The sequence below is a fragment of the Vibrio sp. JZG120 genome, assembly GCF_053890955.1.
This window is the reverse complement of the sequence record NZ_JBSRRK010000006.1, coordinates 191,050-207,478: the sequence shown is the minus strand read 5'-3', so window position 1 is coordinate 207,478 and position 16,429 is coordinate 191,050. Positions and strand designations below refer to the sequence as shown.

Here is a 16,429-nt window from a genome sequence, read left to right as displayed (position 1 = left end):
TGTTTTGATTCAGGAGTTTACGAGTTTCTTACTTTTGGCATCATAGTATATGGAAGCTCTAAGATATAAACAAAGTCGCGTTTGGTGCATTATTTTACTGCGAAGATTGGTATGTTGGAAGCCGAAAACTACTTAACGTTGCTGGTTTGGAGGGGGGCAGTGATTGCTTCAGGAGAGTAAAACAACCCTGCCCAGAGAACCTGAGCAGGGAGGTGGGAGCAATGGTATTTAAGATGAACGGTTGTCTTTTACTCTACGGTACCGCTCTTGAAAGCATTCGAGCCGACTTGCTTCCCACTAAGTGTTTTTCCGTAATAGCCTTGATGTTGGTGATATCTCTCTGCGTTTGCGCTCACGTTGCCTTTAAATCGAGGATCTTGTGGACGCTCGTGGCTATTGACGTATGCCGCGACATCCCACGCTTCTTGTTTGCTTAACTGGACACTTTTCCCAAGCGGCATGTTTTCGTAAATAAAATAGGCCGCGGTGTTAATCCGGTGCATACCTGCACCCCAGTTATACGCAAATTCGCCCCAAAGCGGAGGAATGTATGAATGGCCGTCGGTGCCTTTGATACCCGAGCCGTCGGCGCGATGGCAAGTTTCGCAGTTCTTTTCGTAGACTAATGCCCCTCGCTCTGGTGATGGTTCTTGCTCAGGGGCGGCGATTTTTGGGTAGCCACGTCCAGAGAGATTACCTCGTTCTTCAATTGGTAATGCTTGCGCGATGGCTTCGGGCAGCGGGAAGTCTTTTGCTTTTCCACCAACTTGCAACGCTTTTGCGTCTAGCTCCGGAATTGGTTCATCCGTCATACCATGTTTGTCGAGCAAGCCGCCCATCGCCAACCAGTAGGCGTAAGCACTAAGGGCAACAATTTCTGGCGAATCGTAAGCGGGCGCTTTACCGTTCATGGAATATTCGAAACAACCTTGAATACGGTCTGCGTAGCTGTTTACGCGATCGTTTTTCTTGCGATAAGCCGGGTAGGCCATGTAAGCCGCCCATAGAGGTGCTGCATTGGCTTTTCGTCCTGCTTCCATATGGCAATTCACACAGTTTTGTTCGTTACCAACGTATTTTCCGCGCATTTGTTGCGAGTTAACAAATAGGGAATAACCACGTTTTACTTGCTCACCAAAGGCGGTGTTTGGAATTTTACTCAGATCGCGAGGCTGCAAATATTCACCGTGATTCTCTTTTTTCACCGCAGGCAGTTCAGTTTGACGATCCGGCAGTGGCTCGTTGGCCAAAGTAGCAGCAGAGATGAGAGGCAATGCGAACAAAGAATAGAAACGTTTCATGTCTGCTCCTAGTAACGTAATGAGGCAAAGTAGTAGGAAAGGTTTTCAATCTCTTCGTCAGTGAGATTTTTCGCGATAGTACCCATCATATTGAGCGGGTCACCACTGCGAGTGCCGTTTTTCCATGCCATCAATTGCGTTTTTAAGTAATCAGCATGTTGGCTTGCGAGGCGAGGGAATTTGTCGACGCCCATTCCGCTGGCTCCATGACAAGTCGCGCAAGCTGGGATGTTTCTATCCCAATCACCTTGGAAGATCAATTTACGATACGGGTTACGAATGTCGGCTTGGTCGCCGCGTTGCTCTGGGTTAGTGAACTCGTAGCTTGGAAGGTTAGCAAAGTAATCCATGACTTCTTTACGAACGGCAGGATCGCTAAGCTCTTTCGCCATGCCTTGCATGACTACGTTTTGTCGTTCGCCACTAAGGAAGAGTTCTATTTGGGTGTTGAGATAATTCGCGTTCAGACCAGCAATCATAGGCGCAATGTTTGGTTGACCCATGCCATCTTGGCCGTGACAACCGCTGCACACGCTGGCTTTTTCAGGAATAGACGAGGCGCTTGCGCCCATTGTGGTTGCCAGCAAACAGGCCGTCACCACAGGTAGTATTTTTGACATGCTGACTCACTTTAATTGTTATTAATATCTCCAAGTGTCTACTGTGATAGTGACTTGGGTGCTGTATTGTCGGCTTTGTCAATAACTAAAGGTATTGTGGATTTCCACATATTTAGAGGATGTGAAGAGCTGCTAAATGGCAGCTCTTCAGGTTTGGTTGTCTACTAAGCTTTGCGGATTTTGGCTGGTAATGATTGACGAGCCGCGGCTCCTACCACCCAGTCTAACAACACGCCTTTCCCTTCTCGGGTTGGGTCAATTAATCCGATGTCGTTAATGTTGACACCATCTTGGCTGCGAGTTTTTACGGGTTGCTGTTTATCGCCGATCCAGTGCGAGCGTTGTCCTAGCTCGGTATGACCAAACCCATGTTCAAATCCTAGTGTGCCAGGGCGAATCCCGCTGACTATCATCGCAAGTGCTTTGGTGCTTGCAGATGGAGTCTCGATAACAAACTCATCACCCGTTTTAATGCCTGCGCGCTCGGCATCGATTGGATGGATGTACACTGGGTTTACGCCTTTGATTGAGTTCAACCTTGGCGATAGGTTGGACACCGCACTGTGAATGTTGGATTTAAAGTTAGTCAGGCTGAAAGGCCATTCTGAACTTGGGAACTGTTCTTCCATTGGTGTGCCATCGGCCAGCTTTTGTGGATGCCATGTTGGGCAACCGGTGTAGAAATCTCCCGTCATGGTGTTTCTTGCGCTGCCGACACGTTCATTCCATATCGCAACAGGTCGTGTCCATTTGTGCTTCATTTGATCACCTTGATACGCTTCGGTTGCATTTTCAAAGCGTCCGCCGCGAGCAAAAATAAACGCCACTCGTTTCATCTCATCCGCTGTTAGCGTTCTTTGCATCGCTGGCATTAAACGCTCTAAGCCTGACCATGCAATGTCTTCTGCCGAAACTTCAGGCACGCCGCCTTTCACATAAGCCAAGTTTGCCGCAGCTCGCAAATAGAAATCTTCGGCGCGATGGAGAGCGTGCCAGTTGCCTTGTGCATCTTGAATTGCATTGTCACCAAAACCGCCCAGCTGCATTTTCTTAGCAACATCAATCAGAAAGTTCTCTAAGCAAATCGAGCGACCGTCGGCGGTTTTCTCTGTTCGCGCTTCCACTATCGGCCAACGAGCGGTGACGGTTTTCACCGGAACATCGTGCCAAGGCGTTGCCATGCCCCAGCTTTCGTAAGTAACGGTGTCCGGCACAATGTAATCCGACAACGCGGTGGTTTCGTTAATGAACGCATCAACAGACACAATCAAACCGAGCTGCTTTGGATCTTTAAGCTTGTCTTCCAGCAGTGTTTTCAAACCGGGTACACCATACATCGGGTTCGCCATGTGGTTGATCCACGCTTTAACGCGATATGGATAACCATCAATAGCCGCAGATAGGTGTTCCGTCAGCAGTGGCGCTGCAAACGGATACCAAGGTGCGCGAGTTGGGTAAGGGGATTTTCCTGACTCAACGCGACGCTTGTATTCGCTGGTTTTGTGGTAGGGGAACTTACTGCGCGATAGAAAGACGCCTTTCGGGCCGACCTTACCCGCAAATTTGGTGAAGTCGTAACGAGGACCCGCAGCGGAAGTTGGGTAGCCACCCGCTTTGGCCATCGCGCCGCCTTTCATGTTGATATTACCAATCAATGCATTGAGCATCATGATGGTAAACGAGTTATAGAACCCATTGGTGTGCATGTTGCCACCGTGGGTATCGACCACCGCTTTTGTGCCGTAGCTGGTGAAGCGTTTCGCTAGTTCTGCGATTTGCTCAACAGGGATCTCACATTGTTTGCTGTAGAACTCAAGACTGTATTTGAACGCCTCTTCTTTGAGCCTTTGTAGAGACGATTTTACTCGTACTTCGCCTGATGCAAGCGAAACCGTTTTATCGACAAACAGTGCCGCTTCTTCTGTCTGGGTATGTACACCAAATTCGCCGCTTTGGTCATCCACGATGACGTACGGGTCGGAATCAGACAACGCTTCGCCCTCGAATGGCAGAGTCAGATCCGATGCGCGTAAAAACGTGCCGTTTCTCGGGTGCTGCTCATCGCTTATCACGAGATGCGTAGCATTACACCAATGCGCGGTGCCTGCTCGTTTCATCGCGTTTGCCCCTGGCTGCGCCAAAAAGGTTTTGTTGTAGCGTTGGTTTTCGATGATCCATTGGATCATGCCAAGCACGAGGGCAGAGTCGGTGCCCGGTTTGATTGGTATCCAGCGGTTATTGTCACCTGCTGCCAAGCTCGATGAACCCGCCGGCAAACTTGGTGTGATGATGGTGTATTCCAAGCTGCCTTCTGTTCGCACATTGGCGAGTTGGCGCGCCTGACGCTTAAAAGGGTTGCCAGCTTGAGCTGGCGACATACCGATGAAGATGATGTATTCCGCATTATCAAAGTCTGGCTTTAAGTGTGCGTTCTTATCTAAATCGTTCATAAATGCGCCGCTACCAGCACGAAATGCGTAGCCACAATAAGAGCCATGATGCCCAAAGTTACGCGTACCAAAGCTGTTGAACGCGAAGCGTTTGAAGATGTCGTCTCGGCCTTCGTTACCAGCATTGGTCATTAACAGTTGATTGGCTTTCGGGCCATATTCTGGGTTTTCAGGATCTACGGGCGTTGTTAAATCGCGAATGTCGCGTAAGCCATCAACATGACCTTCACCAAATAAATCACCACCTTCAACGACTTCTTCTATCAATTGCTCGTAGCTGATCGGAATCCATTTTCCTTCGCCGCGTTTGCCAACTCGTTTCAGCGGTTGAGTGATGCGGTACGGACTGTTGCGAATTTCTAGCATCCCGTTTCCACGTGCGCAGGCGGTGGAGCGACCTTCAAGGCCCGCTTCTCCTGCCAAACTTAAATAAGCATCTTTGACTGGTGTTTCGAATGGAATGTGTTGCTGATGAGACAATGGGTGATATGGGTTGCCAGTGATACGCAAAATCTCATCGTTACGGTTATCAATGCGCACACGCAACCCGCACAGTGACCAACAGCCAAAGCACATGGATGGAGCGACGCGCTGATTTGGATTCGGGATTAAGTTGCCTTTGTTGTTGACCGTGTACTCTGGTTCAAGCGAGTTACCGTGGTGAATATCACGCGTTTTTTCTCCTGCTGTGCCTTCGATCGCACCCTCGACCATGTGCTTGGTTGTGGTGGCGTAACCTGCAGCAAATGCACCAAGCCCACCGACTGCAAGGCCTGATTTCAAAAACTGACGGCGTTTGTTATCCATAATGAAATCCTCTTGATTAGCGTTCAGTTAAGGTGAGTGATGATGCTTTTGCTTCGATACTTTGTTTTGGCTGAACCAGCACTGAGCCGAGCAGTGCCAGTGCAAGCCATAATCCGAGCATGCCGATAATGCCTATCCAGCCATTTCCATCCATAGTGAGTTGGTATGGATACATCCCTGCATCGAACTTGGCGATGGTTTGCACTTCCATGATGGTGAACCAGCGAATCAGCCACGCGCTTGCCAATGCGGCAGCAGACACAAAGCCGAGCCCTATGACGTGACGAAATCTGGCTGATGTGGACTTTTGGGTATCGCGCAAGAAGATGAAGGCGAGCAAAACACAACCTAAAACGACAAAAGTGAGCAAGGCAATGTTGTGCATCCATCGTTCGCTAGAATAGAGCGAAAATGTAGAGTTGTTGGATGCCCAAATGGGTAGGAGAATCAGCGTCAGAACGCCGCTCGTTACCAGTGACTTTTTGAGTAAATTGTTATCACCAGAAGTGAGAGCTTTCGATTGGCTAGGCAGCAGTAGCCAAATCAGCAGAGAGAATCCGACAGCACCCATAAATGCAGTGACAAACCAAAGAATTGGTGACGCGGGTTGGTGCCATAATGAACGTGATTTTACGATCGCAATTTCAGCTCCAGTATAAAGGGCGATGGTTAAGCCTGATAACACGGTGATTGCAGATATTGTGAGCATCACTTTGTGAGAAATTGTCCACTCACCGAGCGATAACTTAGATAACAGAGGTAGTACTTTTCCCGGTTGATTTCGCAGTGCGATAAGATCCTGACGCAGATACAGCCATGCTGTCGCAACCGCCAGCGCAGAAAAAACAGGCAGGAACAGCGAGCCTAGAGACATCCATGACCACGGCGTGATGTGCGCGTAAAAATGCCAAGCTCGTCCCGGCTGGTGAAGGTCGCCAGTTAACGCCAACGGGCCTACGATAGCGCCGATGGCCATCGTTAGCACCAGCGCGGCGCGTAACCGATGACTGGTGTGTTGCTCAAATAACAGTGCGATTAGGAACAAAATAGCGGCAGCGTAAGCAGAACCGATGTAAAAGAAGTACTGCACCGCCCACGGGAGCCAAGCCATTGCTTGAGGTTGGACTAACACTTCGGTGATGTTCATGCGCGCTCTCCTTGTGGGTCGTAAATAGCTGGCTGCCCGTCGATGTGGCTGGTGAAGCGTTCATCCATGCCGATGTAAAACACATGCGGCTTGGTCTCTTCATTGGGCTTTAGCACTTTGATGTCGTCTTGGTGCTTCGCAATTAAGCGGCGGACTTCACTTGATGGATCATTCAAATCACCAATCACGCGAGCGCCGCCCACGCAGGTTTCCACACAAGCGGGTAACAAACCTTGTTCTAAGCGGTGTGCACAGAAGGTACATTTGTCTGCGGTGAGCGTGTCTTCATTGATAAAACGCGCATCGTAAGGGCAGGCTTGTACACAATACGCACACGCTACGCAGCGACTGTTATCCACCATGACGATGCCATCTTCTCGCTGAAAGGTTGCTTGAACGGGACAAACGGCTACGCACGGCGGGTTATCGCAATGATTACAAAGTCGAGGCAGCATAAAAGCCTTCGCTTCTTGTGTGGTTGTGGAACCGTCATCGAGCGTGACTTCGTATTGTTTCACTGTGGTTCGAAACTGACCGATTGGCGCTTGGTTTTCAATGCTGCAACCTACGGTGCACGCTTGGCAGCCGACGCATTTACGTAAATCGATCACCATGGCGTAACGTTTTCCGACTTGTCCTTTTCGGTCGGCGGATTGGTTATTTCGAATAATGTTTCCTGCGGTAGCCGTGCCAATGCCCGCGACTGGAATTAACGCGGCTCCGGCTGTGACCGCGCTGAGAAAGCGACGTTTGGTGGAATCCATAACTCACCTGCTTTTTTTGTTGTATTTGAATTGACTGATTCCATTGTGAGAAATGCACCGCGAGGCTTATATTGTGGATTTCCACATACCCAGATCAAACTTGATCTAAAACAAATGTGGTTTAGGGAAGGTAGCTGTTATTCTTGTCGCACTCTTTTGACGGAACGATTCGACTCATCATGAAAAAAGCACTGTGGCTTCAGCTTTGGATTCTTTGCTTGGTTGCCTTGGCATCTTTGGCTCAGGGTGCTGTTTCTGAACAAGCAGATCTGCAAGAGCAAAAGGCAGTGCAGCCAGAGGCCAAGCAGAAAGTCGAAGTGGGCGTGTTAGCGATACGTGGTCATCTTTATGCTGAGCAGAGATGGCAACCGACCATTGATTGGCTCAATCAGCAAATTTCTGATGTGCATTTTGTTCTTCATCCCCTTAACTTGGATGAAATGGGCCAAGCGGTGAAGTTTCAGACGATGGACTTCATCTTAACTAACCCTGGTCAGGCAGTGCGATTGGGTAGGCAATACGCGCTATCGTGGATGGCAACGCTAACCAGTCGAGCGCCGCAAAATTCGAACTACGGCATTGGTTCGGCGCTGGTGGTTCGAGCCAATTCAAGCTATCAAATATTGCAAGATGTCTCAGGGCTTCCTGTTGCGGCTGTATCAGAAAAAGCCTTTGGTGGTTACTTAACGTTGCGCTATCAAATCGTGGAAATGGGTCTTAATCCGAACGATTTCTTTGCTGATGTCCGTTACCTCGGCTTTCCTATTGATGCCAACCTGTATCAATTACGTGATGGCAATGTGGAAGCCGCTGTCGTCCCTGCTTGTTTATTGGAACAGATGCAAAATGAAGGTCTGTTACAGCAAGGGGATTTTCGAGTCCTAAATCAACAGCCAAATGAACATTCTTCGTGCGCTGTTTCTACGCCGTTATATCCAAACTGGTCATTTGCCAAAACAGAGCGCAGCTCAGCTCAGCTCGCCAAACAAATTGCGCAAGTGTTATTAGCGATGCCACCTGAACACCCTGCGGTTATTGCGGCAGGCGCGTCAGGTTGGACGTCACCCGTCAGCTTGCTGAGCATCGACAAACTTTATCAGGCGCTAGACCTCCATCCGTTGCAACAACCTTGGTGGAGTGAGGCTCTACGCTGGCTGCGTAGTCATCAAGAATGGGCATGGGCGCTGTTCATGTTTGTGATTGTGTTGAACGCGTACCACTTTTGGCTTGAGTATCGATTTAGCAAGAGTAAGCAGGCGTTGGAACAGACATCGTTACGTTTAAAAGAGAAAAGTGAGCAGTTAGAGCATTCACAAAGAGTCGCGATTGTCGGTGAAATCGGCACTAGTCTTGCCCATGAACTCAATCAGCCATTGGCGGCCATTCGCAATTACAGTGAAGGCGGTTTACTTCGCTTGGCCAAAAAACGCCCTCATGAAGATATTGTCCCAGTGCTTGAGAAAATACAGGGGCAAGTTGAACGAGCCGATGCAATTATTCAGCGCTTAAGAACGTTGATCCGCAAGCGTAGTGTCGACAAAGCGCCGTGCGATCCTCAAGTACTCATTGATGACACGATTGAGTTGCTCCATTTTCGAATGCAGAAGCAAAATATTTCGATTGTGACCAGTATAGAAGGGAACGTCCGTCCGGTACTTGTCGACGCTGTGGGCGTTCAACAGGTTTTAGTTAATGTGATCAGTAACGCGATTGATGCGTGTACTTTGTTCCAAGAGAAATATCACTCGTCAGGTTATCAAGGTAAAATTGCCCTGCATAGTGACTACCAAGTCAATCAACTTTCCATTCGAGTATTAGACAACGGCACAGGGTTGCAGCAAGAGAATCCAACTCAAGCGTTTGTGAGTAGCAAAGAAGAGGGACTCGGGCTGGGGTTAGCCATTTGTCGTGATGTAATGGAAATGCATGGTGGCGAGTTTCTCATCAGCTCGACAGCGCCACATGGCTGTTTGGTTGAGCTCGTGTTTCCATATCAAAACTAATCTGAACTAGGCATAGGAGCATTCAATGAGCAGCGGTGAAAAGCAGCTACCTGTTTTTGTAGTCGACGATGATGAATCGGTGCGTGACTCGCTCGCTTTTATGTTGGAAGAACATGACTTCAACGTCACCACTTTTGCTGATGGGCAGTCTTTCCTTGACGAGGTGGACGTTCAGCAAGCGGGGTGTATCATTCTTGATAGTCGAATGCCAAATCTTCGTGGTCAGCAAGTCCATCAAGTTTTAAATCAAGCCAACAGCCCCTTGGCCGTTATTTACCTGACGGGGCATGGTGATGTCCCGATGGCGGTCGATGCATTACAAGCTGGCGCGGTCAATTTTTTCCAAAAGCCAGTCAAAGGCGATGAGTTGGCACAAGCCATTTTGCAGGGGCAAGTGCAGTCGGCTGCAAACCTTGATATGGCGGCGGCAAAATCGGCGTATGAATCGCTCACTCCCAGAGAAAAAGACATTTTACGTTTGATCATTGCAGGCAAGCGCAACATTCGAATTGCCGACGAACTTTGCATTGCAATGCGCACGGTTGAAGTACACCGCGCCAACCTATTGAAAAAGTTCTCAGCGAAAACCGTCGCAGAGTTGGCCTATATTTATGGCAAGCTAGATTAGAGCTTAGTGAGTGAAGCTTCTTAATGCTATTTTGTGGATACGACTTGAGCTTTATGACGACTCGCGTATTATCTTCTTCGTTCCTACTTTATTCTGAATTCTTATGAGTTTATTGACTAAACGACATCACACACCACATAAACGGGTGAAATGGCTACTAGCGATTATTGGCTGGGTGGTTGTCGTGTGTCTGATGCAAAATTCAGGTTTTGCATCGTCATGCTCTATGAAGTATGAGACGGTATCGCCTGCTGTTTCACTTACTGATGAGGGGTCGAGCGTCAAGTCGATTGATGCTAAAGAAACCAGCAAATGCGAATTGTCTGAAAAGTTAATTCAATTTTCTCAACATCAACTCGATGCATTTATTGTTGTTCTGTTTGTCGGTCTTTTGGCGTCGGCTATTTGGATGTGCTGCGCTTATATTCGCGCACAACATTGGACGGAGCCGATAGGTCGTAAGTATCGAGTCCATCTGACTTTCTGTGTATTCCAAGAATAAAAACGTGTTTTCTGACCAATGACGTCAGCGATTTAACACATTTTGTTTTTATTATTAGGAATTACTATGAATCAAACTACCAAACTGACTCAGTTCGCGTCTATGTTCTTTATGACGCTGGCGTTGAGTTTGTTCTCTCTGAATATTTCAGCACAAACTACCGATACCGGTTGGATGACCAACCCGCAACATCCTCCAGTGCAAACGCGCTTTGTACTAACGGGTCAACAAGATCCGCAAGCCAAAACACTTACAGGTTATTTGGATGTTAAGTTGAGCGGAGACTGGAAAACTTATTGGCGATCGCCGGGCGAGGGTGGTGTCGCGCCATCGATAGATTGGCAAAACTCGCAAAACCTGAGCAAGGTTGATTGGCAATGGCCATATCCGCAAAAGTTCGAGTTATTGGGCATTGAGACTCTCGGTTACAAAGGCGACACTTTGTTCCCAATGACGCTGCATATCGACGATATGTCGAAACCCGTCACGATTGATGCAGTGCTCACGCTTTCTTCCTGTACGACGATTTGTGTGCTGACGGACTACCAAATTCAATTGACGTTCTTACCTTCTGAGCTGAAAGTGGACGAAGACGTGATGTTCAGTTACGCCCAAGCGGTGAGTAATGTTCCTCAACCTTCGCCTTTTGTTGAGGTCACGCAAACAAATTGGGATGCGACGCAATCCAAATTACAAATCAAACTAAAGAACACGCAAGGTTGGCAAAATCCTCAAGTGTTGGTGGATGGTGTTGGTGATGCGATTCGTGACTACAGCTTCAAGTTGGATGGACTTCAGCAAGAAGGTGATATCGTCACAGCAAATTACTCGGTTGATACCTGGCTGGGTGAGGTAGAGCTTAATGAACAATCGTTATATGTTTCTATCAAAGATGAAAACTTGCTGGTCGAAGAGGTAACACAAGCACAAGCAGGAGCGGTTACATCGTCACTGCCAACTACCTCTTTAGCGAGTATTTTCTTATTTGCACTGTTAGGCGGTTTGATTTTGAACATCATGCCGTGTGTGCTGCCTGTATTGGGGATGAAGCTCAGCAGTATTGTGGCTGCGCATGGTGTAGAGCGCCGTCAAATTCGTACCCAGTTTATCGCTTCTTCTCTGGGGATTCTCACTTCGTTCTGGCTGATAGCTGGATTCATTTTGGTGTTGAAGCTTACGGGTAATGCGATCGGTTGGGGCGTGCAGTTCCAAAGCCCTTGGTTCCTAGGATTGATGGTACTAGTCACTGCTTTGTTCGGCGCCAATATGTTGGGATTATTTGAAATCCGTCTGTCATCGGGTACTAATACATGGCTCGCATCGAAAGGTGATAACTCTCTAGTGGGTCACTACGTTCAAGGTATGTTCGCCACTTTGCTTGCGACACCTTGTTCCGCACCGTTTTTAGGCACTGCCGTTGCTTTTGCCTTGGGCGCGGACGTATTAACGTTATTTGCAACCTTTACTGCATTAGCATTGGGTATGGCACTGCCTTGGATCTTAGTCGCTGTGTTTCCAAGTATCGCGCTAAAACTACCAAAGCCCGGTCCATGGATGAATGTCGTTAAGATCGTGTTTGGCATAATGATGTTGGCAACCAGCGTTTGGCTACTTTCATTAATGGCAAATCATGTACCGATGTTATGGATTGCACTCATCGCTGTGGTTGCTTTTGTCGTCATGATGGCAAGAATTAAGCGTGTGTATGGTGAGAAAGCACTTGCTGTATCGGGGACCGCATCGTTAGTGTTAATAGCTGGCGGCTTACTACTTGGCAGTGTCACTGCTGACCAATGGGCAACGCCACTTCCGGATGATCTAGCTTGGCAAAAGCTTTCTAATTCAGCGATTGAAGAGCACGTCAGTAATGGGCGAGTGGTGTTTGTGGATGTGACTGCGGATTGGTGTGTCACGTGTAAAGCGAACAAGATCGGCGTGATCTGGCAAGATCCTGTCTACTCATTGCTACAAAGCCCTAATGTGGCGAAGTTAAAAGGGGATTGGACACATCCGGACGGCTCGGTAACGGACTTTTTACGAGCTCATGGGCGTTACGGTGTGCCGTTTAACATCGTCTATGGCCCGGCGGCGCCACAAGGTATCCCGTTACCTGTGATTCTGACTGATGATGTTGTTTTAAGCGCGGTGAAACAAGTGAGTGGGGGATCCATTCAATGAGTTCGACAAAGCAGCGTAGAACAGTCCGATATTGGCTCGTTCAAATCGTACAGATGGTGCTCATTGTCACCGTTATTTCTATCGCGATGGATTGGTATCGCACCAAAGATATTCCCAAACAGGAGGCACCACCATTGAGCTCCGTATTGAGCGATGGTGAATACTTCGATGCAATCGCACAAAGTCATGAACAACCTGTCGTTGTTTATTTTTGGGCGACTTGGTGTCCCGCTTGTAAATTTGTAAGCCCAAGCGTGAGCTGGCTGAGTGATGACTATGCCGTAGTTGGCGTTTCTGGCTCATCGGGACCGAATGAGCGCGTGGCGCAGTTTATGCAGGCAAAAGAATATCGTTTTGAAAACATAAACGATCCTTCAAGCGATATTATGCGTGAATGGAAAATTAGCGTGACTCCAACCATTTATATTTTAAGAAATGGTGAAGTGACCTCTATTACGACAGGCATCACAACGCCGATAGGAATATTGGCGAGAATTTGGTTGGCTCGATAACGAAATAAAAATCCGATATTCAAAATACTGAATATCGGATTTTTTCTTTTTATTTTCTCGCTCCAACGGGAATCATAATGTGTGCGTATGGCGTGCCTTTCCACATTACGTATGGGCCACCATAACTTGGGTCGGTTGGTAGAGAGTCGAGCAACGCTTGGTCTGGGGTAATAATCATCAAGTGTGGTCCTTCCACAATCCATTGATTATCGTCCGTCATCCCTTCTGCAAATGGGTCGGTGTTACTGGCACCGCCATCACCCGCTAACATGTAAGAAATGCCTAATGCTTTGGCTTGGAAAGGTTTTTTGTTCATCCAAGCGTCTGCCCATTCCATCCAAGGACCATCCATACACATTGGCGCTGTGCCTTCCAATTGAGGTGGCGTTGGGAAGCAAGTGTATTGGCTAGAACCTTCTTGCAGAACATTATTGTTCCAGTCCATCACTGTTACTTTATCGCGAATAGTCGGTGGTGCAGCACTCAGTGCATCTTCTAAAAGTGCTTTTGAATCATCGGCTGCGAATGCGCCAAAAGCGCAGCTGACCGAAACAACAGCAGTTAAATAAGGAGTTAGTTTCATAAATTAAACCTCAAGTTAATACAACATGAGAATTTGAGCACTTTAATTATAGGTTGATATTAAAAATAAGAATCATTATTTAAATGGAAAATAATAAGCGATAGGTTTGTTATGTTAATTTAAATATTGTTTTTATATACAGCGAATAGAATGATGGAAATAAGATTAGCTGAATAATCGAAGCAGATTATCAGGACATATTTTCTCTTTATGCACTTAAAAATTCCATCGGAATCACGGGCTAATACTTTCCAAAATTTCATCTATTTCTACTGGTTAGCGCTGAATAACCAGTCGGTTACGTTTCATAAAAAATTAGCCATTTAATAAGTGCTTAGGTGCGTATTGCGTGTTACATTCGAACATCGTTCTGGTTATCAAGGAGGAAACGATGAACGTAGCAAAAATGTATGATGATGTGTCGGAGCGCTATCAAAAGTTGGTGGATGACAGCCATTACGTTGGCCCACGTTGGATTTCTGGGAAGTTAAAAACCCTTCCCATCGAGCAAGGCTCGGCTCTCGACCTAGCCTGTGCGACAGGCAGTATCGGTCATGTCGTAAAAAATCACTATCCAGATCTCACCATTCATGGCTTAGACATCTCGTCCAAAATGGTTGATAAAGCGCGCCAAACTAACCTCTATCAAAGCGTCTCGGTTCATAACCTTGATGAGCCATTTTCCCCTTTGTTTGAGCAAACCTTCGACCTTATCACCGCACTTGGTTTTACTGAGTTTCTAGCAGAGCCTCAACAACTGCTGGAGTGCATTTCGCGTAAGCTAACTGCGAATGGACGATGTTTTATCAGCTTTCAATACCACGATCCGGATGGACAAGATTTGCCTCGAAATACTTATAGTGGATCGGTCGTGCATACGGCATATACCGAAAGTGAAGTTGAACAACTCTGTCAGCAGGCGAGGTTGGAAGTGGTTTCCCTAGAAAATGTGATTGGTTATGTATCTGGTGTTGGTTATGTGTGTCGATACGTGATGCTAGAGCTGAAAAAGTCACACCGCTAAAATAAGTAACAAACAAGGACTGTTTTTGAAAACACAAGATTTAACCGAGTTCGGGTCGGGCATTGAATACGATGCCCAATACGAGCAGCATTACCATCACGACATTGCTTTCATCACAAGGTTAATCGAAGAAACCAATGCTCGAAGTGTATTGGATGTCTGTTGTGGTTCCGGCATTGTCACGATTCCAGTCTCTGAGCAACTCAACGAAGCCATTGGCATTGATATTTCTGAAGGGATGCTCAAACACGCAAAGGACAAAGCCAAAAGCAGGAGTAACTTGCGTTTTCTTCATCTCGACGCAACCCAGTTTTCGTTAGGTAAGAAGTTTGACCTAGCCATAATGACAGGGAATGCATTCCAAGCCTTTTTAAGTGACGACATGCTGGCAGGCGCACTGAGCTCAATATCAAAGCACCTAGAAAAAGGTGGGCGATTTGTCTTCGATACGCGGTTACCAACGCCAGAGAATCTAGAATTGGATCATGAGATGGCGCTGTGGCAAACCTATGTTTCTCCAACCTATGGTGAAGTGAATTATTTCGGTATGAAGGCCGAGTATGACTTGCAAACGTCCATCATGTATTTGAACAAAGAGCGCCATTTTGAAAGTGGAACGATTGAGCATTCCAGCATTGATTTAAAATATCGCCCGCTGGAAGACATAGAGGTTTTCCTTGAACAAGCGGGATTCAGAATTATAGAGAAGTACCAATCTTGGTCAGCGCAAACATTTGAGGCGAATGGCAACTCGCTTGTCTGTGTGGCTAAGAAAATATAAACCAATGTTGAGGGATACAATGCAAGGGTTTCGAATTACTACATTGTTAGATGACATGGATTTAGGCGTTATCTACGAGTTCATTTCAAACAGTTATTGGGGAAAGGGTATTCCAAGAGAACGCTTTGAGAAGTCTTTGCGCCATTCGTTCTGTTTCGCGGTTTTGGATGACAGAAATCAACTCGTCGCTTTTGCTCGGTTAATTACCGATCGCACCACGTTTGCGTACCTTGCCGATGTGTTTGTTGTGGAGGCACACCGTGGTAAAGGCATCAGTAAGTGGTTGATCTCAGAAATTGTTGCTCATCCAGAACTACAAGGCTTACGCCGTATGATACTTGCAACCCGCGATGCTCATGGATTGTACGAACAGTTTGGGTTCACTCCTATTGCTCCAGTAGAAAACTTCATGCAAATCTGGAAACCGAATGTTTATCAGAGCTAAATCATGATGAGAGTTGAATCTCAACAAGTGGCAATCAGATACCTCAAAACAACAGACGCTGCTCCTCTGTTTGAAAACTATTTAGGCGATGAGCAAGCATGCCGCTTCCTCAATCGCCAAGTCCACCAAAATGTTAATCAAACCCTTGAAGCTATCGAAAGATGGCGTGCTCAATATGATCAAAAGTCTCCCAATCTATTAGTCTTCGCTATTGAAGAACTCACTTCTCAAACTCCTATAGGCTGTCTGGTGCTGATACCTGAGCAAGACAGCAGTGAAACCCATTTTGGTATTTCTGCTCGCTATCAGGGAAAAGGCTATGCAACCCAAGCCTGCAAACTTGGTGTTGTCTACCTGCAAAGCTTGGGTATAACGCGCATTCGCACTGCCCCGCATATTGGCAACCACGCGAGTATTCGTGTGTTGGAGAAATGTGGCTTTATCAGCCAAGGCATTTTAAAAGCGCATGCGGTTTTTCCTGCTTTAGGACGTGAGGCGCAAGACTGTATGGATATGCGATTGGAAGATACAGAACTGTGCTATTTTGCACATTGTTCAGAATGAAATGGATAGCGGTTGAAACGAGCGGTTACAGAGCTTGTTAGTCGCCATCGTAGACAGCGTCTTTGCTGAATGATTCGTCGAGGTTTTTTAGTCTTTGATTGTCAGAGGCGACTGACAAAA

15 protein-coding genes are annotated in these 16,429 nt (G+C 47.1%); 9 read left to right on the top strand and 6 right to left on the bottom strand.

Going from position 1 to position 16,429, the window contains the following annotated elements:
* Positions 1-248: 248 nt before the first annotated feature.
* The 5 genes from ACWPOD_RS15060 to dsrO all read right to left on the bottom strand — a co-directional run bounded on the left by ACWPOD_RS15060 (position 249) and on the right by dsrO (position 7,089).
* A complete protein-coding gene (locus tag ACWPOD_RS15060) occupies positions 249-1,301 on the bottom strand; it encodes a c-type cytochrome (protein ID WP_456232026.1) in 1,053 nt (350 codons plus the stop codon).
* An 8-nt stretch (positions 1,302-1,309) separates the two neighbouring features.
* Positions 1,310-1,873: a c-type cytochrome gene (locus ACWPOD_RS15055; RefSeq protein WP_180766580.1), complete on the bottom strand. Its 564-nt coding sequence runs from the start codon at positions 1,871-1,873 to the stop codon at positions 1,310-1,312.
* Positions 1,874-2,085: 212 nt separating this feature from the next.
* Complete coding sequence (locus ACWPOD_RS15050; RefSeq protein ID WP_456232025.1) at positions 2,086-5,178, bottom strand: molybdopterin-dependent oxidoreductase; 3,093 nt, start codon at positions 5,176-5,178, stop codon at positions 2,086-2,088.
* 16 nt (positions 5,179-5,194) lie between these two features.
* Positions 5,195-6,325, bottom strand: a complete 1,131-nt coding sequence (gene nrfD / locus ACWPOD_RS15045; protein ID WP_167426388.1) for an NrfD/PsrC family molybdoenzyme membrane anchor subunit — start codon at positions 6,323-6,325, stop codon at positions 5,195-5,197.
* A complete protein-coding gene (dsrO, locus tag ACWPOD_RS15040) occupies positions 6,322-7,089 on the bottom strand; it encodes a sulfate reduction electron transfer complex DsrMKJOP subunit DsrO (protein ID WP_029795570.1) in 768 nt (255 codons plus the stop codon). The genes nrfD and dsrO overlap by 4 nt, the downstream gene beginning before the upstream one ends.
* A 179-nt stretch (positions 7,090-7,268) precedes the next feature.
* Here dsrO and ACWPOD_RS15035 point away from each other — a divergent pair, with 179 nt between their 5' ends.
* The 5 genes from ACWPOD_RS15035 to ACWPOD_RS15015 all read left to right on the top strand — a co-directional run bounded on the left by ACWPOD_RS15035 (position 7,269) and on the right by ACWPOD_RS15015 (position 12,912).
* A complete protein-coding gene (locus ACWPOD_RS15035) occupies positions 7,269-9,092 on the top strand; it encodes a sensor histidine kinase (protein WP_456232024.1) in 1,824 nt (607 codons plus the stop codon).
* 25 nt (positions 9,093-9,117) lie between these two features.
* Positions 9,118-9,720, top strand: a complete 603-nt coding sequence (locus tag ACWPOD_RS15030; protein WP_085343528.1) for a response regulator transcription factor — start codon at positions 9,118-9,120, stop codon at positions 9,718-9,720.
* Positions 9,721-9,823: 103 nt separating this feature from the next.
* The gene (locus ACWPOD_RS15025; protein WP_053808871.1) at positions 9,824-10,222 is read left to right on the top strand and encodes a hypothetical protein; all 399 of its coding nucleotides are present in this window, start codon (positions 9,824-9,826) and stop codon (positions 10,220-10,222) included.
* A gap of 66 nt (positions 10,223-10,288) precedes the next feature.
* Entirely contained in the window at positions 10,289-12,400 is a 2,112-nt protein-coding gene (locus ACWPOD_RS15020) for a protein-disulfide reductase DsbD family protein (RefSeq protein WP_456232023.1), read from the top strand.
* The gene (locus ACWPOD_RS15015; protein WP_041852915.1) at positions 12,397-12,912 is read left to right on the top strand and encodes a protein disulfide oxidoreductase; all 516 of its coding nucleotides are present in this window, start codon (positions 12,397-12,399) and stop codon (positions 12,910-12,912) included. The genes ACWPOD_RS15020 and ACWPOD_RS15015 overlap by 4 nt, the downstream gene beginning before the upstream one ends.
* A gap of 49 nt (positions 12,913-12,961) precedes the next feature.
* Here the strand turns inward: ACWPOD_RS15015 and ACWPOD_RS15010 are convergent, their stop codons facing one another.
* Entirely contained in the window at positions 12,962-13,495 is a 534-nt protein-coding gene (locus tag ACWPOD_RS15010; protein ID WP_012841605.1) for a hypothetical protein, read from the bottom strand.
* 391 nt (positions 13,496-13,886) lie between these two features.
* On the opposite strand from ACWPOD_RS15010, the gene ACWPOD_RS15005 reads away from it, so the two are divergent.
* The 4 genes from ACWPOD_RS15005 to ACWPOD_RS14990 are packed head-to-tail and all read left to right on the top strand — an operon-like array spanning position 13,887 to position 16,309.
* Entirely contained in the window at positions 13,887-14,519 is a 633-nt protein-coding gene (locus ACWPOD_RS15005) for a class I SAM-dependent DNA methyltransferase (RefSeq protein WP_167426391.1), read from the top strand.
* Positions 14,520-14,544: 25 nt separating this feature from the next.
* On the top strand, positions 14,545-15,300 hold the full coding sequence (locus ACWPOD_RS15000; protein WP_167426392.1) for a class I SAM-dependent methyltransferase: 756 nt from the start codon (positions 14,545-14,547) through the stop codon (positions 15,298-15,300).
* A gap of 19 nt (positions 15,301-15,319) precedes the next feature.
* The gene (locus tag ACWPOD_RS14995; protein ID WP_167426393.1) at positions 15,320-15,745 is read left to right on the top strand and encodes a GNAT family N-acetyltransferase; all 426 of its coding nucleotides are present in this window, start codon (positions 15,320-15,322) and stop codon (positions 15,743-15,745) included.
* A gap of 3 nt (positions 15,746-15,748) precedes the next feature.
* Positions 15,749-16,309, top strand: a complete 561-nt coding sequence (locus tag ACWPOD_RS14990) for a GNAT family N-acetyltransferase (protein ID WP_174856091.1) — start codon at positions 15,749-15,751, stop codon at positions 16,307-16,309.
* The last annotated feature ends 120 nt before the right edge of the window (positions 16,310-16,429 follow it).